The 23228-nt window shown below is 54.5% G+C and carries 22 protein-coding genes; 12 read left to right on the top strand and 10 right to left on the bottom strand.

What is annotated here, in order from left to right; translation table 11 throughout:
- The first annotated feature begins 220 nt into the window (after nt 1-220).
- Together EGY08_RS06520 and EGY08_RS06515 are read left to right on the top strand one after the other, a co-directional pair.
- Nucleotides 221-913 carry a helix-turn-helix transcriptional regulator gene (locus EGY08_RS06520; protein WP_004130551.1) on the top strand — a complete coding sequence of 231 codons (693 nt, stop codon included), beginning with the start codon at nt 221-223 and terminating at the stop codon, nt 911-913.
- Nucleotides 914-1294: 381 nt separating this feature from the next.
- On the top strand, nt 1295-2197 hold the full coding sequence (locus tag EGY08_RS06515) for a LysR family transcriptional regulator (protein ID WP_049112043.1): 903 nt from the start codon (nt 1295-1297) through the stop codon (nt 2195-2197).
- A 185-nt stretch (nt 2198-2382) separates the two neighbouring features.
- On the opposite strand, the gene cobO is transcribed toward EGY08_RS06515, so the two are convergent.
- From cobO to glmS, 10 genes are all read right to left on the bottom strand, one after another.
- Complete coding sequence (gene cobO, locus EGY08_RS06510) at nt 2383-2985, bottom strand: cob(I)yrinic acid a,c-diamide adenosyltransferase (protein ID WP_049112464.1); 603 nt, start codon at nt 2983-2985, stop codon at nt 2383-2385.
- A 9-nt stretch (nt 2986-2994) separates the two neighbouring features.
- Nucleotides 2995-4647, bottom strand: a complete 1653-nt coding sequence (locus EGY08_RS06505; protein ID WP_049123201.1) for a class I fumarate hydratase — start codon at nt 4645-4647, stop codon at nt 2995-2997.
- Nucleotides 4648-4658: 11 nt separating this feature from the next.
- The gene (gene glsA, locus EGY08_RS06500; protein ID WP_123828337.1) at nt 4659-5660 is read right to left on the bottom strand and encodes a glutaminase A; all 1002 of its coding nucleotides are present in this window, start codon (nt 5658-5660) and stop codon (nt 4659-4661) included.
- Between the two features lie 74 nt (nt 5661-5734).
- Nucleotides 5735-7042, bottom strand: a complete 1308-nt coding sequence (locus EGY08_RS06495) for a dicarboxylate/amino acid:cation symporter (protein WP_004130560.1) — start codon at nt 7040-7042, stop codon at nt 5735-5737.
- Between the two features lie 364 nt (nt 7043-7406).
- Nucleotides 7407-7724, bottom strand: coding sequence for a DUF4387 domain-containing protein (locus tag EGY08_RS06485; RefSeq protein WP_004130562.1), 318 nt, complete (start codon nt 7722-7724; stop codon nt 7407-7409).
- Nucleotides 7721-9091: an acyclic terpene utilization AtuA family protein gene (locus EGY08_RS06480; protein ID WP_004130564.1), complete on the bottom strand. Its 1371-nt coding sequence runs from the start codon at nt 9089-9091 to the stop codon at nt 7721-7723. Before EGY08_RS06480 ends, EGY08_RS06485 begins: the two co-directional genes overlap by 4 nt.
- Nucleotides 9092-9094: 3 nt before the next feature.
- A complete protein-coding gene (locus EGY08_RS06475; protein ID WP_004130566.1) occupies nt 9095-10336 on the bottom strand; it encodes a methylaspartate ammonia-lyase in 1242 nt (413 codons plus the stop codon).
- Complete coding sequence (locus EGY08_RS06470; RefSeq protein WP_123828335.1) at nt 10336-11781, bottom strand: methylaspartate mutase subunit E; 1446 nt, start codon at nt 11779-11781, stop codon at nt 10336-10338. The genes EGY08_RS06475 and EGY08_RS06470 overlap by 1 nt, the downstream gene beginning before the upstream one ends.
- A 16-nt stretch (nt 11782-11797) precedes the next feature.
- On the bottom strand, nt 11798-13186 hold the full coding sequence (gene glmL, locus EGY08_RS06465; protein ID WP_123828334.1) for a methylaspartate mutase accessory protein GlmL: 1389 nt from the start codon (nt 13184-13186) through the stop codon (nt 11798-11800).
- Entirely contained in the window at nt 13186-13635 is a 450-nt protein-coding gene (gene glmS / locus EGY08_RS06460) for a methylaspartate mutase subunit S (RefSeq protein ID WP_004130572.1), read from the bottom strand. Before glmS ends, glmL begins: the two co-directional genes overlap by 1 nt.
- 1218 nt (nt 13636-14853) lie before the next feature.
- Here glmS and cydA point away from each other — a divergent pair.
- From cydA to pal, 10 genes are all read left to right on the top strand, one after another.
- A complete protein-coding gene (cydA, locus tag EGY08_RS06455; protein ID WP_123829411.1) occupies nt 14854-16422 on the top strand; it encodes a cytochrome ubiquinol oxidase subunit I in 1569 nt (522 codons plus the stop codon).
- Nucleotides 16423-16437: 15 nt separating this feature from the next.
- The gene (gene cydB / locus EGY08_RS06450) at nt 16438-17577 is read left to right on the top strand and encodes a cytochrome d ubiquinol oxidase subunit II (protein ID WP_004130575.1); all 1140 of its coding nucleotides are present in this window, start codon (nt 16438-16440) and stop codon (nt 17575-17577) included.
- Between the two features lie 15 nt (nt 17578-17592).
- Nucleotides 17593-17706, top strand: coding sequence for a cytochrome bd-I oxidase subunit CydX (cydX, locus tag EGY08_RS06445; RefSeq protein WP_004100325.1), 114 nt, complete (start codon nt 17593-17595; stop codon nt 17704-17706).
- A gap of 130 nt (nt 17707-17836) precedes the next feature.
- Entirely contained in the window at nt 17837-18121 is a 285-nt protein-coding gene (gene ybgE / locus EGY08_RS06440) for a cyd operon protein YbgE (protein ID WP_004130577.1), read from the top strand.
- 149 nt (nt 18122-18270) lie between these two features.
- Nucleotides 18271-18675 carry a tol-pal system-associated acyl-CoA thioesterase gene (gene ybgC, locus EGY08_RS06435; protein WP_004130578.1) on the top strand — a complete coding sequence of 135 codons (405 nt, stop codon included), beginning with the start codon at nt 18271-18273 and terminating at the stop codon, nt 18673-18675.
- Nucleotides 18672-19364 carry a Tol-Pal system protein TolQ gene (gene tolQ / locus EGY08_RS06430; protein ID WP_004100332.1) on the top strand — a complete coding sequence of 231 codons (693 nt, stop codon included), beginning with the start codon at nt 18672-18674 and terminating at the stop codon, nt 19362-19364. The genes ybgC and tolQ overlap by 4 nt, the downstream gene beginning before the upstream one ends.
- A gap of 3 nt (nt 19365-19367) precedes the next feature.
- Nucleotides 19368-19796, top strand: coding sequence for a colicin uptake protein TolR (tolR, locus tag EGY08_RS06425; protein WP_004130580.1), 429 nt, complete (start codon nt 19368-19370; stop codon nt 19794-19796).
- A gap of 105 nt (nt 19797-19901) precedes the next feature.
- Nucleotides 19902-21248, top strand: coding sequence for a cell envelope integrity protein TolA (gene tolA, locus EGY08_RS06420; protein WP_123828333.1), 1347 nt, complete (start codon nt 19902-19904; stop codon nt 21246-21248).
- Nucleotides 21249-21376: 128 nt separating this feature from the next.
- Nucleotides 21377-22669: a Tol-Pal system beta propeller repeat protein TolB gene (gene tolB / locus EGY08_RS06415; RefSeq protein WP_004130584.1), complete on the top strand. Its 1293-nt coding sequence runs from the start codon at nt 21377-21379 to the stop codon at nt 22667-22669.
- Between the two features lie 34 nt (nt 22670-22703).
- Nucleotides 22704-23228 carry a peptidoglycan-associated lipoprotein Pal gene (gene pal, locus EGY08_RS06410; protein WP_004100337.1) on the top strand — a complete coding sequence of 175 codons (525 nt, stop codon included), beginning with the start codon at nt 22704-22706 and terminating at the stop codon, nt 23226-23228.

Here is a 23228-nt window from a genome sequence, read left to right as displayed (position 1 = left end):
TTATGCTCACAGCTTTCTGTGAAGATTCGTTAAAGTTTGAGAACGCTGGTCGCCTGAGCGCGGGCCGCTCTTTAGCATCGTCTTCCTGAACCGGCGTAACGGTTGTGCATTTTGATCATATTCATCTGTTTAAATGAGATTATTTTTTGCGTCAGTCATCATCCTTTTTATCCGCAATATTTTGCATATTAACCGCTTGCAAAAGCTTACGGAGAATAAGATGGCGGAAAATAAAATGGATAATCGCATCGTTTTTTTTAGCTCGTTAGCAGATGTTTTTTCCCGGGCAACGGGGCTGGCGGCGACGGTAATTAACGGATCAGACGATCGCTTACCCGATTGCTATGCGGGTGCAGAGTTCTTTTCCCTTCCGCTGGTTCAGAGCAATAAAATATGTGGGTATATTATTTTTGACCATCGAGCGGCAACCGATAATAATCATCGCTCGGCGGCGATAAGGCTACTGCATTTCATCGTTAGTCATTACTCAGCGGTGGAAGAAGCAGAGGAGGAAGGTGCGAGCCTGGCGCGACAAAAGAGCACTTTTTATTATGCGCAAAAATCGCCGCATGAAATAAAACTGGTGGCTGCTCTGCGCTATATTGATGAACATTTATATGATGAGCTGTCTCTGGAATCTGTTGCCGCCCATGTTTGTCTCAGTGCTAACTACTTCAGCCGTTTTTTTAAAAAGCGTCAGGGCGTAAACTTTAAGGTGTGGGTCAATCAGAAGAAAATGCAGCGTGCCGGAGAGTTGCTCGGTGACCCGGCTAATTCTATAGACAGCGTGGCGCGTAAGCTTCAGTTTGCGCAAACCAGCTACTTTTGCCGGGTGTTTCGCGCTGCTCACCGCACTACTCCTCAGTCGTTCCGCGAACGGAACCTCTGGAGATCTTCACCTCGCATCGGTTAACCTCGTATTCAGGTAATACAGATTTTTCCTGGAGCACTCATAATGTGTGCCCGATCGCGGAATTTTTCAATTATGCCCATGGCCATGTAATTAATTCCCATCGGCTCTCTTCATGTCTTCGCTAATAAACAAGTTAACGTGAAAAAATATTGACAACTTAATGCTTTTAATTGCGCATCAATCACGTTGTTTAAATTGTGTTTATTGTAGCGCCTGGGTATCATTGGTTATTATTTGATCGATTATAGTATGCATTAATCATGGAATAGATCAATGACATCTGAGGGTAAAATAAAATATAACACTCGGGGCTAATCTGATGTCCTTGCGCGCTTTTTTTATCTATTAAACAATTTTTGCACGGCGTAAATGGAAGACGTTATGAGAGGAAAAATACCCAAAACTGAATTACTGGTGACCTTTGAGGTTGTGGCTCGCCACGAAAGTTATACCCGGGCAGCGGAAGAGTTGGCTTTAACACAAAGCGCCGTGTTCCGACAAGTCACGGCGCTGGAGGATTTCCTCCATACGTCATTATTTAACCATGCTAAAAAAAGGATTTTTTTAAATGCGGCTGGCAAGCATTATTTGACTATCGTTAAGGAAACGCTTAACAAACTGGAGCGTGATACCAATTCGATTATGACATGGCAACCGACGGTGCAGGTTCTTGAGCTGGCCGTCAACCCTACCTTTAGCACCCACTGGCTAATCCCCAATCTGCGCGAGTTTAATAAATTACATCCGGGCATTATCGTTAATATTCATTCGCTGGCGAATATTGGCGATTTTCTTAGTCGCGAGTACGATGCCGCCATTATGCGCGAGGATTTTTGCTCTCCGTGGGCGGAGGTTGAGTATCTGTTCGAAGAGGAAATTCTGCCGGTGTGCGGCTGCGGGCTGTTGCCCGAACCCGGGCAGAAGCTGGCGGTGGAGGAACTGCTGAGCGAGTTTCCGCTGCTGCATCAAAGCACGCGAATTCACGGCTGGCAGGAGTGGTTTGCGTTATCGAACATCACCAGCCCTCAGATCAACATTGGTCCGCGTTTTGACCTGCTCTCGATGCTGATTGCGGCGGTGCGTTCGAACCTGGGGGTTGCGCTGCTGCCGCGTTTTGCTATTCAACATGACCTGGATAGCGGCGAGATGGTGATCCCCTGCGATGTGCCGATTCGTACCGGAAACCGCTTTATTATGACGTGGCAGGAGGATAAAACGGAATCCCGGCATCTACAGGTATTCCGCGAGTGGCTGCTGCAAAAATCGGTGGTGTCGGCTGCCTGACGGCGTTTTGCAGAGAACTGTGAGCCCGTAGCCCGGTCAGCGCAGCGCCACCGGGAAGAAACCGCGCCGATGTATCAGGCCGGGCACATTCCCCGGAGGCGGCGCTGGCGCACCTGTCCGGGCTACCGGCCCGCAGCCGACGGTGAACCGGTAGCCCGGCTAAGCGCAGCGCGAGCCGGGTAAAACTACCAGTCAATTCCTACCTGCGCCTGAATGCCCTTGTCAAAGGCATGCTTCACCGGACGCAACTCACTGACCGTATCGGCAAGCTCAAGCAATCGGGCGTGGCAGCCGCGGCCGGTGACAATCACGTTCTGCCCAGGCGGACGATTGACGATAGCGGCAATCACTTCCTGTGGATCCAGATAGTGATACGCCAGCATATAGGTGAGTTCATCCAGCACCACCAGATCGTAGCCCGGGTCGGCTAGCATCCGCTTGCTTTCCTGCCAGACGGCCGACGCCGCTTCAATATCCGCCTCCCGGTTTTGCGTTTCCCAGGTAAAGCCGGTCCCCATAATGTGAAACTCTACGCCGAGCGGTTGCAGAGTGTTGTATTCACCGTTATCCCACTGGCCTTTGATGTACTGCGCGACACCGACGGTTTTACCATGCCCGACGGCGCGCGTTGCGGTGCCAAAGGCGGCAGTGGATTTGCCTTTACCGTTGCCGGTAAAGACGATCAGAATACCTTTTTGCTCTGTAGCCGCCGCCACGCGGGTATCAACCTGCGTTTTCAGCTTTTGCTGGCGCTGACGGTGGCGGTCAGGATTTCCACGCGCGTGCATAAACCCTCCTTAATGCCCCGCCGGACAGGTTGCGCAGCGATGCTGCTGCTCGAACTGGCTGAAGAAGTTATTACCCTTATCGTCAACCAGCACAAACGCCGGCAGGTTGTCGACTTCCATCATCCATACCGCTTCCATCCCCAGCTCCGGATACTCAAGGCAGCGTAAACTTTTCACATACTGCTGCGCCAGCAGGGCCGCCGCGCCGCCAATACTGCCGAGATTAAAGCCGCCGTGTTTATGGCAGGCGTCGGTTACCTGCTGGCTGCGATTGCCTTTGGAAAGCATGATCAGACTACCGCCTGCCGCCTGAAAAGCATCGACATACCCATCCATGCGTCCGCCGGTGGTCGGGCCGAGCGAGCCGCAGGCCAGATTATTCGGCGTTTTCGCCGGGCCTGCGTAGTAAACGATATGATTGCGCATGTACTCCGGCATCGGCTCGCCGTGATCGAGGCGCTCTTTGATTTTGGCATGGGCGATGTCGCGGGCGACGACAATCGGACCGCTCAGCGACAGCCGGGTGCCCACGGGCAGCGTTGACATCTCGCGGAGGATGTCGCGCAGCGGCCGGTTCAGATCGAGTCGAACGGTCTGCGCCCCGTTTTCGATACGCTGAGAATCAGGAATAAACTTGCCCGGATTATGCTCCAGCTTCTCCAGCCAGATGCCGTGTTTGTTGATTTTGGCTTTGATGTTCCGGTCGGCGGAGCAGGAAAGCGCCATTGCGATAGGGCAGGAGCCGCCGTGCCGCGGCAGGCGAATCACGCGAATGTCGTGGGCGAAGTATTTGCCGCCAAACTGTGCGCCGATGCCGAACTCGCGGCTGGCTTTGAGCAGCGCTGCTTCCAGCGACGTATCGCGAAACGCCTGGCCCAGTTCGTTTCCGCTGGTGGGCAGATTGTCGTAATATTTTGTCGAAGCCAGCTTCGCCACCTTCAACGCCTGGTCCGCCGACAGGCCCCCCACGACAAAGGCGATGTGGTACGGCGGGCAGGCGGCGGTGCCCAGCGCCTTCATTTTTTCAATCAGAAAGGCGGTGAGTTTTTCCGGCTGCAGAATAGATTTTGTTTCCTGAAATAGCGCGGCTTTGTTCGCCGAGCCGCCGCCTTTATTAACGATGAGGAATCGGTATTCACTGCCCGGCACCGCGCTGATATCAATCTGCGCGGGCAGGTTGGTCTGGGTGTTGACCTCGGTATACATATCAAGGGGAGCATTTTGCGAATAGCGTAAATTGTTTTCCTGAAAGGTGGTGTAGATGCCCTGACTCAGAGCTTCCGCGTCGTTACCGCCGGTCCAGACGTTCTGGCCTTTGCTCGCGACGATGGTGGCGGTCCCGGTATCCTGGCAGTTTGGCAGCACGCCTTTTGCTGAGACTTCGGCGTTGCGCAGCAGCTGTAGCGCAACGTATTTATCGTTGCCGCTGGCCTGCGGGTCGTGCAGGATGCTGGCGATCTGCTTTAAATGCCCGGCGCGCAGGAAAAATGAAGCCTCATAAAATGCCTGCTGAGCCAGCAATGTTAACGCCTCCGGCGCAACCTTGATAACCTCTTCCCCATCTAACTCTGTCACTTTAACATGTTGATTCGTTAGTAATTCATATTCGGTATTATCGTTACTCTGAACAAAAAGTTCCTGCCAGACAAAGGGTTTCGACATTTTACTTCTCACTATTTCGCTATAAAGAGATTGGCCTGCGTCGCATGCGCGACATACTCGATGGTCTGCTGGGCGCGGACGCTGTTACCGGCTGCATCCAGCGGAGGGGAGTAGACGGCGATAGCGTATTGCCCGGGAACGACGGCGACCATTCCGCCGGCAACCCCCGATTTCGCCGGGATACCGACGGTGTAGAGCCATTTGCCGCTGCCGTCGTACAGTCCGGCAATCGCCATTTCCGCCAGCACCTGCGGGACGTAACGCTCATTAAGCAACTGCTTGCCGTTGAACGGCGATTTGCCCTTATTGGCGAGTACGACCCCCATTTTGGCGAGCTGCTCGACGGTGATATCCACTGAACACTGGCGGGTATAGATTTCAACGGCTTCCTGAGGGTCGCCATAAAAGCTGTGGTATGAATTCATCAGCATCGCCAGCGCCTGGTTATGCTGGTTGGTCTCCATTTCGGATTGAAATACCGGCTCATTAACGTGCAGCGAACTATCGGCCCAGGCGTTGAGGTTGTTGAGAATGTTGTTCCAGCGTTCGGTTTTGTCTTTCGCCGCAATCAGGCTCACGGTACTCATGGCGCCGGCGTTGACTAACGGGTTCTCTGGCGCGCCTTGCGTGAGCTCCACGGCTAAACCGGAGTTGAAGGGCAGGCCGGTGGCATTGGCGCCAAGTTTATCCAGCACCTCCTGCGGCCCGCGCTGTTCCATCGCCAGCTCCAGGGTGAAGACTTTGCTCAGGGATTCCATCGGAAAGGCTTTTTTCACGTCGCCGGTCTGGTAAATTTTGCCTTCGACCGTGGCGAGCGTAATGGCGAAATTATCCGGGCTATAGCTCGCCAGAGCAGGGATATAGTCGGCGACTTTACCATCGTGGTTGCTCTTATATTTCTGATGCGCCTGCTCGATAATACTGGCGTAGTCCGGCCCGCTTTGCGCCTGCGCGGCGGCGCCAAACAGCAAACTGGCGGTTAAGATGCAGGCGCCGAAAAATTTTACGTTCATGGTGTGTCCTGTTGGGATGATTGGAGGGAACCGGGCCGGACGTATCCGGCCTGGGGCTCATAGCCATTTTGCTGTTAGGACATCGCCACTTCGGACGTTTCGCTGGCAGGGCGCTCCTGTTCCGGTTTTTTGACCGGGGCGGTACCGCGGCAGCCTTCACCGTAATGCTCGCCTTCCCAGCGGCCAACGATGGCGGCGCCCATGGCGTTACTCATTACGTTGGTGGCGGAGCGACCCATATCGAGGAACGGATCGACGCCCATCAGCAGAATCAGGCCCGCTTCCGGAATGTTGAACTGGTTCAGCGTCGCGGCGATAACCACCATTGACGCGCGCGGTACGCCTGCCATCCCTTTGGAGGTCAGCATCAGGATCAGCAGCATGGTGATCTGCTCGCCCATGCTGAGATGGACGTTGCAGGCCTGGGCGATAAATACCGTGGCGAACGAGCAGTAGGCCATGGAACCCACCAGGTTAAAGGAGTAACCGATGGGCAGGACGAAGCTGGCGATTTTTGAAGAGACGCCGAATTTTTCCAGCTTATCGAGGGTGCCAGGGAAAGCGGCTTCTGAGCTGGATGTGGTGAAAGCCAGCAGCGCGGGCTCGAGGATCGCTTTGGTCAGACGGCTGATGCACGGTCCGACAATCACCGTCGACAGGCCAATGAGGATCGCCCATAGCATGCCCAGCGTCAGGTAGAACTCGCCCATAAAGATCCCGGCGCTGACCATCACGCCCAGACCGCGTTCGGCAATCAGTCCGGAGATGGCGGCGAAAACGGTCAGCGGTGCGAACAGCATCACGTATCCCGTTAGCTTCAGCATCACGTGGACCAGCGAATCGAGCACCTTCACAATGGGCTCGGCTTTTTCGCCGATCGCCGCCAGGCTGCAGCCGAGGAAAATGGAGAACACCACGATTTGCAGAATTTCGTTGCGCGCCATGGCATCAACGATGCTGGTTGGCACCGCGTGCGAGATAAACACTTTCAGCGTGAAGGGTTCGGACTGAACGGCGGCCACGGCTCCGGCATCGTGGGGGACAAAGTTGATCCCCGCGCCTGGCTGGAACAGATTGACGATCACCAGGCCCAGCGCAATTGACAGCAGCGAGGCGCAAATAAACAGGAAAAAGGTTTTAGAGAATATACGCCCGAGCGTTTTCGCATCGCCCATTTTGGCGATGCCGACTACCAGCGTGGATATTACCAGCGGGGCGATAATCATTTTTACCAGGCGTAAAAATATAGTGGTAAAAATGGAGATATCCTGCGCATAGGATTTTGCTGTATCTACTGATGCCATATTATTAATGATCACCCCGGCAATCATGCCGAGTATCAGGCCTAATATGATCATTTTGGTTAAACTTATTTTTTTCATATTTACTCCATCGGAACAGGGTTAGTCGGTGAAGGGGTGTAGGGCGGCGTACGCCTGCGCCAGCTAACAGCGCAGACGTACGCCTGTGGTGACCAACCGCATAAATTGTCTGGAATACAGTGATACAGCGAAATCCTGTACCCCAATGGATGTTGTTGTATTTTTATATCCGTTGTCTTTCAAGCTGCATTTTTGTTGGCTGCTTTTGCTCATCCCAGTCAGGTACGGATGTACGCTCCTGGGGATGAATGAGGGACATCCATGTCCCTCACCGAAGGCAGCCTCCGGCTGTTCAAATTCGTTCCTGACGAATTTGTCTCTCAGTTGCCGCCTCAACTCAACTCGAAATCTATTGGATATAGAATTAGAAATCGAACTCAATACTTAATAGCGGCGCATGCTGCTGAGCACCATAAACATCATTGTCTCCGACGTTGCCGGAAATAATATCCCGCGGCATGACAATTTTTACCGCGTTGGCCGGATCGAACCAGACAATACGATGAATAAAATCAGGCTTCACGTTGTATAAACCAGCAATGAGCTGCGGGGTTAATAGTTCAGAACGTTTTACCCGCTGATAATCCTCCCGGGTTTTAAATAAAATATCTAAAACCAGTTCGTACGGTCCGGCGTTTTTGGAACGGATCACCTGCGCCAGTGAGCATAGGGATTGTTTCATGCCTGAACTCCTTCTGGCGTCACCTGTTCGATATGGAAGTCAAAGCGCAGCGCGTCGCTGGCTTCAATCAGGTGATAAATTGAGAACTCATATACCGGGCCGCTCTGAATATCGGACGGCGAGAACGGGAAGGCGAGGTTGCCCGCGGTGGCAATGCGGTTTTCATAGCCGTAGTGCAGCAGGGTAGAGCGCACCAGCGAGCAGACGCTGTTGGCGATATCCTGGGTGGGCGCAACCACATCGAGCAAAATGCCCAGTTCATGCCCGGCGGTTTTCATCGGCTCGTGATTGCCCATCACGCCGTTTTTTCCATACAGATGGAAGGTCATGCGGATGCTGTCATCGTTCAGGGAGAGGTTGCGTGCGACGCTGGTCTGTACCTCTTCAAGAATATTATCGATTCCGGCAATCATGATCGGGTCGCGCGTTCCGGCAATGGTCAGGCAGCGGAAGCCGACCCGCCGCGCGCCTTCCAGCTTCAGCGCGTACGGTGTCGTTTCATGACGAGAACCGCTGACGTAAACCTCGCCCTCGTTGACGGCTTTAAAGGTGCATCCTTTCAGGTTCAGCACGCCGCCCGGACCGGGCAGGAAGTAGGGATCGGACTTCTCGTACAGCGTATGCGCCGCCGCGGACGTTTCGGTAAACTTACGCTTTGGATTGAACGCCTTCAGCGTAAAGCCGTTGTCGTCGATAATCCCCATCGCGCAGTCGGAGCCGGAGCCCGGCGTGGCGGCAATGGCCGCGCATTCGAGGATCTTGCCGCAGTGCAGAGCAAGTCCTTCATCAAAGCCCTGCATGATAGGCAGCGCCGCGAAGCAGGCCGGATCGTACGCCCGCCCGCCCAGTACCACCTGGGCGCCGGCCTTCAGCGCCCGCTGGAAGGGTTCGATCCCCATCTGGGCGACGATATAGGTGCTCTCTTCGATGGCCTCGTGGGTCAGCTCCGGCACAAAGTCCAGGGCGGTGATTTTGCCGTTATCCAGCGCCTGATGAACGATCGCTTTATCGACATCAGACGGGATCAGCGCCATGGAGAACGACAGATGTTCTTCCTGCGCAATCTCATGGATTATCTGCCGGCACCACTCCAGATGCGGCGCGGCGCCGGATCCTCCGGCGGTGCCGATCACCACCGGGATATTGTTTTTCACGCCGGCCACGATCATATAGCGCAGATCGCGTTTCACCCCGGCCCGGTCGGTAAAGGGTTTGCCTGCCCCCAGGTAGTGGGGGCCGGGATCGGATGAACCGGCGTCAACGGCAATCAGATCCGGCGACTCCTCCATGGCTTTACGAAAGCTCTCTTCCGGGAAGCCGTAGCCGAGGATTGCCGTCGGCGATAAGATTTTAAAGGTACGAGCCATCTCTTAATCCTTAGCCTGCAACAGCGCGATGGTGCGGTTCATTTCGTTAAACACGATGTTGAGACCTTCGTCGAAGCCCATCCCCGGCTTGATCAGCATGCGCATCGGACGCGCGGCCAGCGCGACGTGAACGCAGGTGCGGGCGCTGATCTCGGTTTCGTTACAGGTACCACCCTGATAGGCTTCCATCGCGTGTTTGTTGCAGTACAGCACCGCGTCCACGATGTTATGAATGCCGCCGAGATCCGGAGTTTTGATCTGCACCATGTGGCAGCTGCCGGCATCGGTAAAGTCAACAATATCCTGGTAGGTGTTACACCACTCGTCGGCGACAATTTTTACGCCGGAACCGAGGCGGGTCAGCTCTTTGGTAATGGCGGTCAGCATGCGGATCTGGTCCGGTTTGTTACCCGCATCCACCGGGCCCTCTATATAGAGCGGCAGACCCTGCGCCTCTTTCTCCAGGCTGGCGATGTAGTCGGCGCAGCGAACCGGGTCCATATCGAAAATCAGGCCGATGGTGCCGTATACGTCGATATGCAGCGTTGGGCGATAGCGGGGGCTGGCGCGCAGGCTCAGGATGCGATCGGACAGCCAGCGCACGTACTCACGCAGCTTTTCGCCTTTCAGGCCCAGCTTCTCTTCGACGTTGTTGATCAACGCATGCGGCAGGACGTCAACGCCCTTGAGGATCATTTTGTCCACGGCGATGTAGCGATCGTCGCCGCTCTGACCAAATAACGGAATCGCTTCCGGGATGCAGGGCAGCTGCCATTCGTCGCAAACCACCTCTGCCTTCAGGCGACCGCTGGCCAGCGCGGTCGCATCAAGTAGCGCCTGGGAAAGACCGTAGCGGACGGCGGTATGCAGCAGATGGCCGTCGATGCGCAGCTTGTCGAAGAAGCGGGCGTTCGGCAGGAACGTATCGACATCGCGACCTTCCAGCAGCGGTTTAATATGATCGTTGAGGAACGGGATAAAGTTCTCCGCCAGGAACAGCGGGTCGCGGCCGCCCGCGCCCGAGTACTGTACGGCGGCACAGTCGCCGACCGCCACCGCGCCGTTTTCCAGAATCAGCTGGACGGACACGCATTCACCCGCCTGGCGTACCGAGGTGAAGCCTGGCGTTACCGGAGCACCGGTATAAATGAATCCATCATGACCCGCGCCGTTTTTAATCGCCTGCTGATCGTCAAAATAGAATGAAGAGTAGCCAGCGGTGAAAAGGGCCTGTTTAATTTTCATTATGGTCTTCCTATTAATTTACTGTGGGATACCGCGTTAATGTCATCAACAACCATCTGGAATGAGGGTTTACGTCCTTCAAATTGCGCGCGCTCGGCGACGTAATCGTGGTGCAGGGCGAGGATGTCTTTCGGCAGCGGTACCGCGCCGGCTTCAAGCACGCGGATAGCGCCGGAATTGTCGCGAACCGGCAGAATTTTGCCCGCGTTGCAGGAGGCCGGCGCGAAAGGCACGTCCAGAACGCCCGCCTCGAAGGCCAGCACCGTACCGCGGGCGATATCGCCGTTGCCCAGCTCGAATACTTTCTTCAGTACCGCGCGGACTTCGCTTTTAATCAGTTCCACTTCTTGATCAACGCCGGCGCAGGGCGGGAATTTCTGATCGCTGACCATATTGAGCATCTGGCGGGATGCCCTCAGCCCTTGCGCGTTGGCCGCCGCGGTGGGAATACCGAACGCTTCGTGCGGGCTCTTGGTGATCACTTTGGTGGCGCCGGACATCCCGGCCACCGCCGCGCCCCAGGAGATAATGGCGAATGCTTTCGATTCATCTTCCGGAAAGCCGCCCATCCACTGGTGGAAGACGGTACTCAGCTCATAATCGTCGAAACCGTAATTGCCGAAATACTCGTGGGAGAGCTCGCGAAGAGATCGAATGGCTGCGATGTCCTGGGTCAGGCTGCCGACCTGGCCGTAGCCGACGGTGATCGACTTGACGCCCTGTTCCAGCGCCAGCAGGCCTTCGATAATCGCCACCGCGTGGGACATAAACGGCGGGATCAGGGTTCCGGTCAGCGGGCCGAACGGTTCGCGGTTAATGCGGATACCGTGTTCTTCATACAGGCCCATCAGGCGGTCGCAGTACTGCCAGTCGCGAATCGACTTTTCCAGGGTGACGCGCTTGGCATAGGGAATGTTGTAGGAGATACCGCCGCCTTCGTAGCTGGTAAAGCCGCTGGCCATGGAGATTTCCGCCAGCAAACGCGCGTCCGGCGTACCGTGGCGTACCTGGACCGGTTTTTCCAGCGCTTCAGTCATCCGCCGGCAGGCCGCGACGCCGTGGTTAACCACCGGCAAACCGTTCAGTTTGGAGGTTCCCGCTTCGATAGATTTCTGGATCCCGACCGCCGCTTCTTCATAACGGTTGAGGCGGGTATAGGCATCGATGGTGCTCGGCAGCAGATCGCACTCTTCCTGCAGGGTTTTGAGTAGCGCAATGTGTTCATCCATCAGCGCCACGCCCGCGCGCGGCTGGCTCAGGGTTTTACCTTCCTGGTCGGCCTTCAGCAGAGCGTGAGAAAAGCGTTTTTTCTCAGGAATGGTTTGCTGGTACTTCACGCCATCTTCGAAGTGCTCAACGTCCTTGCCGGTATGCCAGGTCTGTAATACCTGATGCCGCTCGGTCATGAATTCGTCATGGGTTAATTTTTTATTTCGAAGTTCCATTCGTAGCTGCCTTCATTTATAGGGTTAAACAGTGAATGCTGGTGCGAGCGGCGAGCTCGGGGTAGAGCCTGGCAACGTTTGCCAGCAGCGGAAGCAGGCCTTTTGCATCGCGGTAATAGTCAAACCGGGTCGGTAAGAGAATGCGTCGGCCGTCGTCATCCAGTTCGCGATATTTCAGCCAGCTCTGGATGTCGAAGCGGCTGGCGCGGGAGAGCCATCCGCCGGAACCCACGACTTTGCGCACCGTGGTCAGATCGCGGCCCATCTGTAAATCGACGTTGCCCACGCAGGTGCACACCTGCTTTTTGGTGCCCGCGTGGCGTTCGCTGGCGTAGCCAACGCACAGCCCGGCCAGCACGGTGTCGAAATATTTTTCTTCCTCGTTGGCCGGCAGGTAATCCGGCTGCGCGACCAGATGGCGTAAATAGCCGTAAAAGGCTTCCAGACGTTGGGGCTGGTGGGCAAACACCGCGTTCACCAGCTCCCGGGTACTTTCACCGACCACGACCGCCGAAACGCGCATGCCGAGATCGCCTTCCACCGTCCGTTTCACAAATGGTTCCGGCACCCCGTGCAGAACGGTATCCGGGGAGAGCGTGTTGGCGCAGGCTGAGTAGACGTCGGTGGTTGCCCCGCCCATGTCAATCAGCATGAACTCTTTCCACGCGCTGTCGTAATGGCTGATGGTTTTCACCAGCTCGTAGACGGTCCACGGCGTCGGCATCGGTTCTTCGCCGGTTTCAGCGACGATAACGTCCAGCCCTTTGCCTTTGACGATGCGGGATAAGAAGACATCGCAAATCGCCTTGCGGGCAGCGTACGGATTCGGGTGATCGAGGTCGGGCAGAATATTGTCTACCGTAGTCAAATCTTTGTGGCCGAGGATGGCCTGAACCTCGTCCTGAATATCGCGGTTTCCGGCATAGATAATGGCGCAGTCAAGCTTTGACTCCGCCAGCGCGTGGGCGTTGGCCAGGCCGTAGCTCTCCTCGCCGCCGTCGGTTCCGCCGGTAAACAGCAGGATATCCGGCGGTGTGGCTTCCAGCTCCTGGATATCATGACGGTTGAGTTTGTAGGCGTAGTATTGGGCTATTTTGGCCCCCGCTGAATGGGCGGTGACTTTCGCTGATTCCAGGGTAATAGACGGCACCAGCCCCATCGCCGCGACGGCAAGGCCGCCTTTTGCCGATGAAGAATATTTCAGCGTCACGTCACCGCGGTTCAGCAGCAGGCGCGCATCGGCAACGTTAAGCACCTGGTTCAGGCTGGCAAAAAAACCTTCCGCCAGGTGATGGGTAGTGGTCGGGGTCAGAACGTGGTTTACCAGCGTCAGCTCATCCCCCTCCTGTGCGAAGAGGGCCGCTTTGGTCCACGTCGAGCCGATATCGACAGAGACGGTTTGCATCAGATAGCCTCTTCCAGACACTGCTGCTCAACGCCGTGGCGCAGGTTAATGTCGTTCGCCATCAGCTGGCAGACGTCTTCCAGATCGTGGCTTGGGGCAAAGACGCGATTGAAACCCATCTCTTTGAACTTGGCCTCGACGTCGGCAAAATCATGTTTACCCACCACCAGGTTGCCGCCAACGTACAGGAGGATGTCGCCGATACCGCGCTCGATGCAGCGTTCGCGCAGCCCCAGGCAGTCGATGTCGCCGTGGCCGTAAATAGACGACACGACGATGGCATCCGCGCCGGTTTCGATAGCGGCATCAATATATTCATCCTGACTGACCATCACGCCCAGATTGATTACGCGAAAATCATGGGCAGTAAAAACGCGGTCCAGGACTTTGTTGCCTACTGCATGGCAGTCAGCACCAATGACGCCAATAACAAGTGTTGATTTCTTCATGGGTAATCCTCTGTAAGGCTGATGGTATAAAAATAAAAACGATTTTCTAATATTTGCAGCGTTGAAGATGGCCGCCTGTTAATAGGGCTGGAGTGTCTGTGGTTCGCCCAGGGGAAGCAATTGATCTATTTTCAGAATATCTTTCAAAAAACTCTCGTTTTTGATTTTTCTTGAAAAATTTCTTTTATATCAAGTGGTTAATTTTTAATTCACTGTCTGGGTTTATTTCCGTTTGAATCCTGATAATAAATATATTGCGATGTTTGTGAGCAAGGTCTTATTTTATATTTCGCCTTGATTTTTCCTTCGCTAATAAGCGATCAATACACTTCTTTAAATTTTTCTGTGAGCGTAGTAACGGAATTTATGTGCTGGTTTTTATATGTGGCGCGGGCGATTTGTTAGATTAAAGATATAAAATAGTGATTTGTGCGTTTTATATTTCATTTTTGTTGAGGAAAGAGGGGCCGGCAAGCGCCTCATGGCGAGGGTAAGAGCGCGATGTAAGTGATGCCGCGAAACAGGAGGGCGCTTTGCATCACCAAAAGAAAAAAGAGGAGCGGCGCTGCATTTACTTGATAATGAGATAGTTGCGCAGTTGTGTTAATCGAAAGTAAACGCAATGATAAATCTAATAAGGAAAAAATTTATGACATTAACTTGATAAAAAAAATCTGTGAGCTACGCGGCATTATCGACTGATAGCCACATTTACGTGGTCAGCGTTAATCTCATTAAATTCCCCTCAGCGACGAAATAAATGGACTATCATTTTCAGTAACCGATGATACTGTTGAAAAACATATTGTTAACCTAACGTTTACCTGTGAGGCACACGGTATACATAATTAACATTTAAAATGAAAATTGATTTAAATCAATGTTTAAAACTTGGAAAAGAACGCGAAAAGGAGTTAAATTGTCGCGGATCAAATTGACCGAAATCTGGTATTTTCGCTATAAATTGATCGCTGTCGAAAACTGCAAATTTATCACAATAAAAACCTATTTATTGTAAGGGTTTTGCAGCGTAATATAATCACGGGATCAATTTGGGTGTTTTGTTAACATGTTTGTAACTTTTCAGTGCTTCCGTTTTCTTGAAAGAGAACACGGGCGTAGCGAGAAGAAGCAAATAAATTTGTATTGGGGCATGCGTGTGACCCTTTCTAACGGGGTTCACTCTCGGAGTCTTCATGCGATGAGCAAGGAGTCATGATGTTAGATATAGTCGAACTGTCGCGCTTACAGTTTGCCTTGACCGCGATGTACCACTTCCTTTTTGTGCCACTGACGCTAGGTATGGCGTTCCTGCTGGCCATCATGGAAACGGTCTACGTCCTTTCCGGCAAACAGATTTATAAAGATATGACCAAGTTCTGGGGCAAGTTGTTTGGTATCAACTTTGCTCTGGGTGTGGCAACCGGTCTGACCATGGAGTTCCAGTTCGGGACTAACTGGTCTTACTACTCTCACTACGTGGGCGATATCTTCGGTGCGCCGCTGGCCATTGAAGGTTTGATGGCCTTCTTCCTCGAATCTACCTTTGTAGGTCTGTTCTTCTTCGGTTGGGATCGTCTGGGCAAAGTTCAGCACATGGCTGTCACCTGGCTGGTGGCGCTGGGCTCCAACCTGTCGGCGCTGTGGATCCTTGTCGCTAACGGCTGGATGCAGAACCCGATTGCGTCGGACTTCAACTTTGAAACCATGCGTATGGAGATGGTCAGCTTCTCCGAGCTGGTTCTGAACCCGGTCGCTCAGGTTAAGTTCGTTCATACCGTGGCGTCAGGCTACGTGACTGGCGCGATGTTCATTCTTGCCATCAGCTCCTGGTATATGCTCAAAGGCCGCGACTTCGCTTTTGCCAAGCGCTCCTTCGCTATCGCAGCCAGCTTCGGTATGGCGGCGATTCTCTCCGTTATCGTTCTCGGTGATGAATCCGGCTACGAAATGGGCGACGTCCAGAAGACCAAACTGGCGGCTATCGAAGCAGAATGGGAAACTCAGCCTGCTCCGGCGGCCTTTACCCTGTTTGGTATTCCTGACCAGAAGGCGCAGGAGAACCGCTTCGCGATTCAAATCCCTTACGCGCTGGGCATCATTGCGACCCGCTCCGTGGATAAACAGGTTACCGGCCTGAAAGACCTGATGGTTCAGCACGAAGAGCGTATCCGTAACGGGATGAAAGCGTACGCGCTGCTGGAGCAATTGCGTGCCGGTTCAACCGACCAGGCCGTGCGCGATCGGTTTAACGACGTGAAGAAAGATCTTGGCTACGGTCTGCTGCTCAAGCGCTATACCGACAACGTCTCTGACGCGACGGAAGAGCAGATTGCGTTGGCGACCAAGGATTCTATTCCTGCCGTTGCGCCGCTATATTTCGCCTTCCGTATCATGGTGGCGTGCGGCGTACTGATGCTGTTGATTATCGGTGCCTCCTTCTGGAGCGTGATTCGCAACCGCATTGGTGAGAAAAAATGGCTGCTGCGTGCCGCGTTTTATGGTCTGCCGCTGCCGTGGATTGCCGTTGAATCAGGCTGGTTTGTTGCCGAGTATGGTCGCCAGCCTTGGGCTATCGGTGAGGTGCTGCCAACGGCTGTCGCGAACTCGTCGCTGACCGCAGGCGACCTGATCTTCTCAATGGTGCTGATTTGTGGCCTGTACACGCTGTTCCTGGTGGCTGAACTGTTCCTCATGTTCAAGTTTGCCCGTAAAGGACCAAGCAGCCTGAAAACCGGTCGCTATCACTTTGAACAGCCCTCTGCGGCTATTCAGTCGGCACGCTAAGACAGGAGTCGTCAAATGATCGATTATGAAGTATTGCGTTTTATCTGGTGGCTGCTGATTGGCATTCTGCTCATTGGTTTTGCTGTCGCCGATGGCTTCGACATGGGGGTGGGGATGCTCACCCGTTTCCTCGGTCGTAACGACACCGAGCGTCGAATTATGATCAACGCCATTGCCCCGCACTGGGATGGAAACCAGGTGTGGCTGATTACCGCCGGCGGCGCGCTGTTTGCCGCCTGGCCGATGGTCTACGCCGCCGCGTTTTCCGGCTTCTATGTAGCCATGATCCTGGTGCTGGCGTCTTTATTCTTCCGCCCGGTGGGTTTCGACTACCGCTCGAAGATTGAGGACAACCGCTGGCGCAACATGTGGGACTGGGGCATCTTCGTCGGCAGCTTCGTGCCGCCGCTGGTGATTGGCGTGGCGTTCGGCAACCTGCTGCAGGGCGTTCCGTTCCACGTTGATGAATATCTCCGCCTGTACTACACCGGTAACTTCTTCCAGCTGCTGAATCCGTTTGGCCTGCTGGCCGGTATTGTCAGCGTGGCGATGATCCTGACGCAGGGCGCGACCTACCTGCAGATGCGAACCGTGGGTGAACTGCACCTGCGCACCCGCTCCGTTTCTACGGTAGCGGCGCTGGTGACGCTGGTCTGCTTCGCGCTGGCGGGCGTTTGGGTCTACTACGGCATCGACGGTTATGTGGTGAAATCGGTGATGGATCATACCGGCCCGTCTAACCCGCTGACCAAAGAAGTCGCGCGTGAAGCCGGTGCGTGGATGGTGAACTTTAATAACATGCCGGCGCTGTGGGCGATTCCTGCTCTGGGCGTGGCGCTGCCGCTGCTGACCGTCATCTCGACCAAAGCGGACAAAGGCGCGTGGGCGTTTCTGTTCTCCTCATTGACGCTGGCGTGCATCATTCTGACTGCCGGTATCGCCATGTTCCCGTTCATTATGCCGTCAAGCACGGCGATGAACGCGAGCCTGACCATGTGGGACGCGACCTCCAGTCAGCTGACGCTGAACGTGATGACTTACGTAGCGATTGTCTTCGTACCGATTATTCTGGCCTACACCACCTGGTGTTACTGGAAAATGTTCGGTCGCATTACGCGCGAAGACATCGAAAAGAACACCCATTCGCTGTACTAAGGTAAGGAGCTATATATGTGGTATTTCGCATGGATTTTGGGAACGCTTCTTGCCTGTGCCTTTGGGGTGATTACCGCGCTGGCGCTCGAACACGTGGAAGCGACCAAAGCAGGTAAAGAAGAACACTGATGAGTATTATCGTGATGCGATATACGAAATCATTCGGGTTGCATCGTGGCGGCAAGTCTGTGAATCCCCAGGAGCTTACGCAAGTAAGTGACTGGGGTAAGCAGGCGTAGCCAACAAAGAGGCGACGTGAATGATAAAGTATATGTATGCGATAATGGACAAGCGCCCGTTAAGGGCGCTTTCCTTATTGATGGCGCTGGCTTTGGCGGGCTGCATCTTCTGGGATCCGTCGCGCTTTGCGGCCAAAACCAGCGAGCTGGAAATTTGGCACGGTTTCCTGCTGATGTGGGCGGTTTGTACCGGCGTTATCCACGGCGTGGGCTTCCGTCCGCGCGCCATTCACTGGCAGGGAATTTTTTGTCCGCTTATCGCTGATATTGTGCTCGTTTTGGGCCTGTTCTTTTTCTTCTTTTGAATAAGAAATCTCTGTTAACCATATGGGCTTGCATAAGCCCATAAAAATTTACTCCTCGTTTACTTTCCCCCATTCCAAACCACGATTCCCGCGCGTATAGTAGCGAAGTTTGAAAGCACTAACCTTTTGTTGCATTACCGGGATGTAAAGTGAATACAACGCTGTTTCGATGGCCGGTTCGGGTCTATTATGAAGACACCGACGCCGGTGGTGTGGTTTACCACGCCAGCTACGTCGCTTTCTATGAAAGAGCACGCACAGAGATGCTGCGCCATCATCACTTCAGCCAACAGGTTTTGCTGGCTGAACGAGTTGCCTTTGTGGTTCGCAAAATGACTCTCGAGTATTTTGCGCCCGCCAGACTCGACGACATGCTCGAAATTCAGACGGAGATAACCGCAATGCGCGGTGCTACTCTGGTTTTCACGCAGCGAATCGTCAACGCCGAGAACGTCGTTTTGAATGAAGCCGAGGTTCTTATCGTGTGCGTTGATCCACTCTTAATGAAGCCTCGTGCGCTTCCCAAGTCTATTGTCGCGGAGTTTAAGCAGTGACTGAGATGAATATCCTTGATTTGTTCCTGAAGGCGAGCCTTCTGGTTAAACTTATCATGTTGATTTTAGTTTGTTTTTCCATCGCCTCCTGGGCCATCATTATTCAGAGAACGCGTATCCTTAACTCGGCGTCACGTGAAGCCGAAGCGTTTGAAGATAAGTTCTGGTCCGGTATCGAGCTTTCTCGCCTGTATCAGGAAAGCCAGGGCCGTCGCGATAATCTGACCGGTTCGGAACAAATTTTCTACAGCGGTTTCAAAGAGTTTGCCCGTTTGCATCGTGCGAACAGCCATGCGCCGGAAGCGATTGTCGAAGGGGCATCGCGCGCGATGCGTATTTCGATGAACCGCGAGCTGGAATCCCTGGAGACCCACATCCCGTTCCTCGGTACGGTCGGCTCTATCAGTCCGTATATCGGTCTGTTCGGCACCGTTTGGGGGATCATGCACGCCTTTATCGCGCTGGGCGCGGTAAAACAAGCGACGCTGCAAATGGTGGCGCCGGGTATCGCAGAAGCGCTTATCGCAACGGCAATTGGTCTTTTTGCCGCTATTCCGGCAGTTATGGCCTATAACCGTCTGAACCAGCGCGTGAACAAACTTGAGCTGAACTACGACAACTTTATGGAAGAGTTCACCGCTATTCTGCACCGTCAGGCGTTTACCAGCAGCGAAAGCAATAAGGGGTAAGCCATGGCCAGAGCACGTGGACGCGGGCGTCGCGAACTGAAGTCCGAGATCAACATCGTTCCGCTGCTGGATGTCCTGTTGGTGCTGCTGCTGATCTTTATGGCGACAGCGCCGATCATTACGCAGAGCGTAGAGGTCGACCTACCGGACGCAACGGAATCGCAGGCGGTGAAAAGCAATGATGAGCCGCCGGTGATCGTTGAAGTTTCCGGTGTCGGACAGTACAGCGTGAAAGTTGGCCCGGAAACGCTATCGCAGCTGCCGCCGGAACAGGTTATTGCGGAAGCCAGGCGTCGACTTGAGGCGAATGAGAAAACGGTGTTCCTGATCGGCGGCGCTAAAGAGGTGCCATACGATGAGATTATTAAAGCGCTTAACCTGTTGCATAGCGCAGGGGTTAAATCGGTTGGCTTGATGACCAAGCCGATCTAATCGCTCGCAATATGCACGCCCGCCAGCATGTCGGCTTTGGGACAACAGCGTCTCGTGGCCAACGTCATATAACGGGAACAGGCGAACAGTTTTTGGGAACCGATAGTGTCAAAGGCAACCGAACAAAACGACAAGCTTAAACGAGCGATCATAGTATCAGTCGCGCTGCACATCGTATTGATAGCGCTGCTGATCTGGAGTTCGTTTGACGAGCATCTGGATGCTTCTGCCGGTGGCGGCGGGGGGTCCTCTATTGATGCGGTAATGGTCGATCCGGGGGCGGTTGTGAAGAATTATGACCGCCAACAGCAGCAGCAGGCCAGCGCCCGACGCGCCGCCGAGCAGCGTGAAAAGCAGGCTCAGCAGCAGGCGGAAGAGCTACGTGAAAAACAGGCCGCCGAGCAGGAACGGCTGAAACAGCTGGAACAGGATCGTCTGCAGGCGCAGGAAGCGGCTAAAGAGGCGAAAGAGCAACGGAAACAGGCGGAAGAAGCCGCGGCGAAAGCTGCCGCAGCGGCCAAAGCCAAAGCGGACGCACAGGCGAAAGAGGCGCAGGAAGCTGCCGCCAAAGCTGCCGCTGACGCGAAAGCGAAGGCCGATGCTCAGGCGAAAGCAGCCGAAGCGGCCGCGGCGAAAGCAGCGGCGGATGCGAAGAAACAGGCAGAAGCGGAAGCCGCGAAAGCGGCCGCGGACGCGCAGAAGAAAGCCGAAGCCGATGCGGCGAAGAAAGCTCAGCAGGAAGCTGAGAAGAAAGCGCAGCAGCAGGCAGAGAAAAAAGCGCAGCAGGAAGCGGCGAAACAGGCTGCTGCTGAAAAAGCCGCCGCCGAAAAAGCGGCGGCAGCCAAAGCTGCTGCAGCAGAGAAAGCCGCCGCGCAGAAAGCTGCTGCTGAGAAAGCGGCAGCCGACAAAGCCGCTGCAGCGGAAAAAGCCGCCGCCGAGAAAGCCGCGGCAGCCAAAGCTGCAGCAGCAGAGAAAGCCGCTGCGGACAAAGCGGCGAAAGCCGCCGCCGCTAAGGCCGCCGCCGCGAAGAAAGCCGCTGCGGCCAAAGAGGCCAATGGCGTTGACGATCTGCTCGGCGACCTGAGCTCCGGTAAGAATGCGCCGAAAGGTAATACCAGCGGTAGCGCTGGGGGCTCATCTCCTGCTAAAGGAAGTAAGCAGGGGCAGGGTGGGGCATCCCAGGCTGAGATTAACAGCTATATTTCACAGGTTCAGGCTGCCATTAAAGGTCATCTCTACGACTGGGATACCTACAAGGGTAAAACCTGTACTTTACGTGTGAATCTGGCTCAGGATGGAACGCTGTTAAGCGTGAAATCGGAAGGCGGCGATCCGGCTTTCTGTCAGCAAATGCTGGCGGCAACGAGCCGGATGACGAAGTTCCCTAAACCGCCGTCGCAGGCTGTTTATGAAACATTCAAAAATGCGCCACTGGACTTCAAACCTCAGTAATCGTTTTCCCCGTTTATGCGGGGAAAACAAACTTCGGTAGTCCCAGGGTTTTGGTAGTTTTGTGTATTTGAGTTTGTTAACATTCTGCTAAATTATCGTGGGCTTTCCGCCTGGATAAGGGAGATATGATGAAGCAGGCATTACGAGTAGCATTTGGTTTTTTAATGCTGTGGGCGGCAGTGCTGCACGCAGAAGTACGTATCGAGATTACCCAAGGGGTCGACTCGGCACGCCCAATCGGCGTTGTGCCGTTCCAGTGGGCGGGGCAGGGTGCTGCGCCGGAAGATGTGGGCGGTATCGTGGCGGCTGACCTGCGCAACAGCGGCAAGTTTAACCCGCTCGATCGCTCGCGTCTGCCTCAGCAGCCGGGTAGCGCTCAGGAAGTGCAGCCAGCGGCATGGTCTGCGCTGGGCATTGACGCCGTCGTGGTGGGGCAGGTGACGCAAAACCCTGACGGCTCCTACAACGTGGCCTACCAGCTGGTTGATACCGGCGGCGCGCCGGGCACCGTGCTGGCGCAGAACTCATTTAAAGTCACAAAACAGTATCTGCGCTATGCCGCGCATGCTGCCAGCGACGCCGTATTTGAGAAGCTGACCGGCATCAAGGGTGCCTTCCGTACCCGTATCGCCTATGTGGTACAGACCAACGGCGGCCAGTTCCCGTACGAACTGCGCGTATCCGACTACGATGGCTACAACCAGTTCCTCGTTCACCGTTCCACCCAGCCGCTGATGTCTCCGGCCTGGTCTCCGGACGGCGCGAAGCTGGCCTACGTGACCTTCGAAAGCGGTCGTTCTGCGCTGGTTGTGCAGACGCTGGCTAACGGCTCCGTTCGTCAGATTGCTTCGTTCCCGCAGCACAACGGCGCGCCGGCGTTCTCGCCGGACGGCAGCAAACTGGCCTTCGCCCTGTCGAAAACCGGTAGCCTGAACCTGTACGTGATGGATCTGGGCTCTGGTCAGATTCGTCAGGTGACCAACGGTCGTAGCAACAACACCGAACCAAGCTGGTTCCCGGATAGCCAGAACCTGGCCTTTACTTCCGACCAGGCGGGTCGTCCGCAGGTGTACAAAGTCAATATTAACGGCGGCACGCCGCAGCGTATTACCTGGGAAGGTTCACAAAACCAGGATGCTGACGTGAGCGCTGATGGTAAAACTATGGTAATGGTAAGCTCGGCCGGCGGTCAGCAGCACATTGCCAAACAAGATCTGGAAGCGGGTGGTGTGCAGGTTCTGTCATCAACGTTTTTAGATGAAACGCCAAGTCTGGCACCTAACGGCACTATGGTAATCTACAGCTCTTCTCAGGGGATGGGATCCGTGCTGAATCTGGTTTCTACAGATGGGCGTTTCAAAGCGCGTCTTCCGGCAACTGATGGACAGGTAAAATCACCTGCCTGGTCGCCGTATCTGTGATAATAAATAATTGATTATTAAAGGAATCAAAGAAATGCAACTGAACAAAGTGCTGAAAGGGCTGTTGATCGCTCTGCCGGTTATGGCAATCGCGGCGTGTTCTTCTAACAAGAACGCCAGCAACGACCAGAGCGGTGAAGGCATGCTGGGTGCCGGCACTGGTATGGACGGTAACGCTAACGGCGGCAACATGTCTTCCGAAGAGCAGGCTCGTCTGCAGATGCAACAGCTGCAGCAGAACAATATCGTTTACTTCGATCTGGACAAATACGATATCCGTTCTGACTTCGCTGCAATGCTGGACGCGCACGCAAACTTCCTGCGTAGCAACCCGTCTTACAAAGTGACCGTAGAAGGTCATGCGGATGAGCGTGGTACGCCGGAATACAACATCGCTCTGGGCGAGCGTCGTGCTAACGCCGTTAAGATGTATCTGCAGGGCAAAGGTGTTTCTGCTGACCAGATCTCCATCGTTTCTTACGGTAAAGAAAAACCTGCAGTACTGGGCCACGACGAAGCGGCTTATGCCAAAAACCGTCGCGCCGTACTGGTTTACTAA

The sequence above is a fragment of the Klebsiella sp. FDAARGOS_511 genome, from assembly GCF_003812845.1.
Classification (GTDB): Bacteria; Pseudomonadota; Gammaproteobacteria; order Enterobacterales; family Enterobacteriaceae; genus Klebsiella; species Klebsiella grimontii.
Note: the sequence above shows the minus strand (reverse complement) of the source record. Positions and strands in the feature narration are given on the sequence as shown.

Excerpts from the sequence above, each read along its gene's own strand:
- EGY08_RS06495 (WP_004130560.1), bottom strand. The coding sequence starts at position 7,042 with ATGAAAAAAATAAGTTTAACCAAAATGATCATATTAGGCCTGATACTC.
- EGY08_RS06485 (WP_004130562.1), bottom strand. The coding sequence starts at position 7,724 with ATGAAACAATCCCTATGCTCACTGGCGCAGGTGATCCGTTCCAAAAAC.
- EGY08_RS06480 (WP_004130564.1), bottom strand. The coding sequence starts at position 9,091 with ATGGCTCGTACCTTTAAAATCTTATCGCCGACGGCAATCCTCGGCTAC.
- cydX (WP_004100325.1), top strand. The coding sequence starts at position 17,593 with ATGTGGTATTTCGCATGGATTTTGGGAACGCTTCTTGCCTGTGCCTTT.
- glmL (WP_123828334.1), bottom strand. The coding sequence starts at position 13,186 with ATGCAAACCGTCTCTGTCGATATCGGCTCGACGTGGACCAAAGCGGCC.
- ybgE (WP_004130577.1), top strand. The coding sequence starts at position 17,837 with ATGATAAAGTATATGTATGCGATAATGGACAAGCGCCCGTTAAGGGCG.
- cobO (WP_049112464.1), bottom strand. The coding sequence starts at position 2,985 with ATGCACGCGCGTGGAAATCCTGACCGCCACCGTCAGCGCCAGCAAAAG.
- tolR (WP_004130580.1), top strand. The coding sequence starts at position 19,368 with ATGGCCAGAGCACGTGGACGCGGGCGTCGCGAACTGAAGTCCGAGATC.
- EGY08_RS06515 (WP_049112043.1), top strand. The coding sequence starts at position 1,295 with ATGAGAGGAAAAATACCCAAAACTGAATTACTGGTGACCTTTGAGGTT.
- pal (WP_004100337.1), top strand. The coding sequence starts at position 22,704 with ATGCAACTGAACAAAGTGCTGAAAGGGCTGTTGATCGCTCTGCCGGTT.
- tolB (WP_004130584.1), top strand. The coding sequence starts at position 21,377 with ATGAAGCAGGCATTACGAGTAGCATTTGGTTTTTTAATGCTGTGGGCG.
- EGY08_RS06470 (WP_123828335.1), bottom strand. The coding sequence starts at position 11,781 with ATGGAACTTCGAAATAAAAAATTAACCCATGACGAATTCATGACCGAG.
- cydA (WP_123829411.1), top strand. The coding sequence starts at position 14,854 with ATGTTAGATATAGTCGAACTGTCGCGCTTACAGTTTGCCTTGACCGCG.
- cydB (WP_004130575.1), top strand. The coding sequence starts at position 16,438 with ATGATCGATTATGAAGTATTGCGTTTTATCTGGTGGCTGCTGATTGGC.
- glmS (WP_004130572.1), bottom strand. The coding sequence starts at position 13,635 with ATGAAGAAATCAACACTTGTTATTGGCGTCATTGGTGCTGACTGCCAT.
- EGY08_RS06505 (WP_049123201.1), bottom strand. The coding sequence starts at position 4,647 with ATGTCGAAACCCTTTGTCTGGCAGGAACTTTTTGTTCAGAGTAACGAT.
- EGY08_RS06475 (WP_004130566.1), bottom strand. The coding sequence starts at position 10,336 with ATGAAAATTAAACAGGCCCTTTTCACCGCTGGCTACTCTTCATTCTAT.
- EGY08_RS06520 (WP_004130551.1), top strand. The coding sequence starts at position 221 with ATGGCGGAAAATAAAATGGATAATCGCATCGTTTTTTTTAGCTCGTTA.
- glsA (WP_123828337.1), bottom strand. The coding sequence starts at position 5,660 with ATGAACGTAAAATTTTTCGGCGCCTGCATCTTAACCGCCAGTTTGCTG.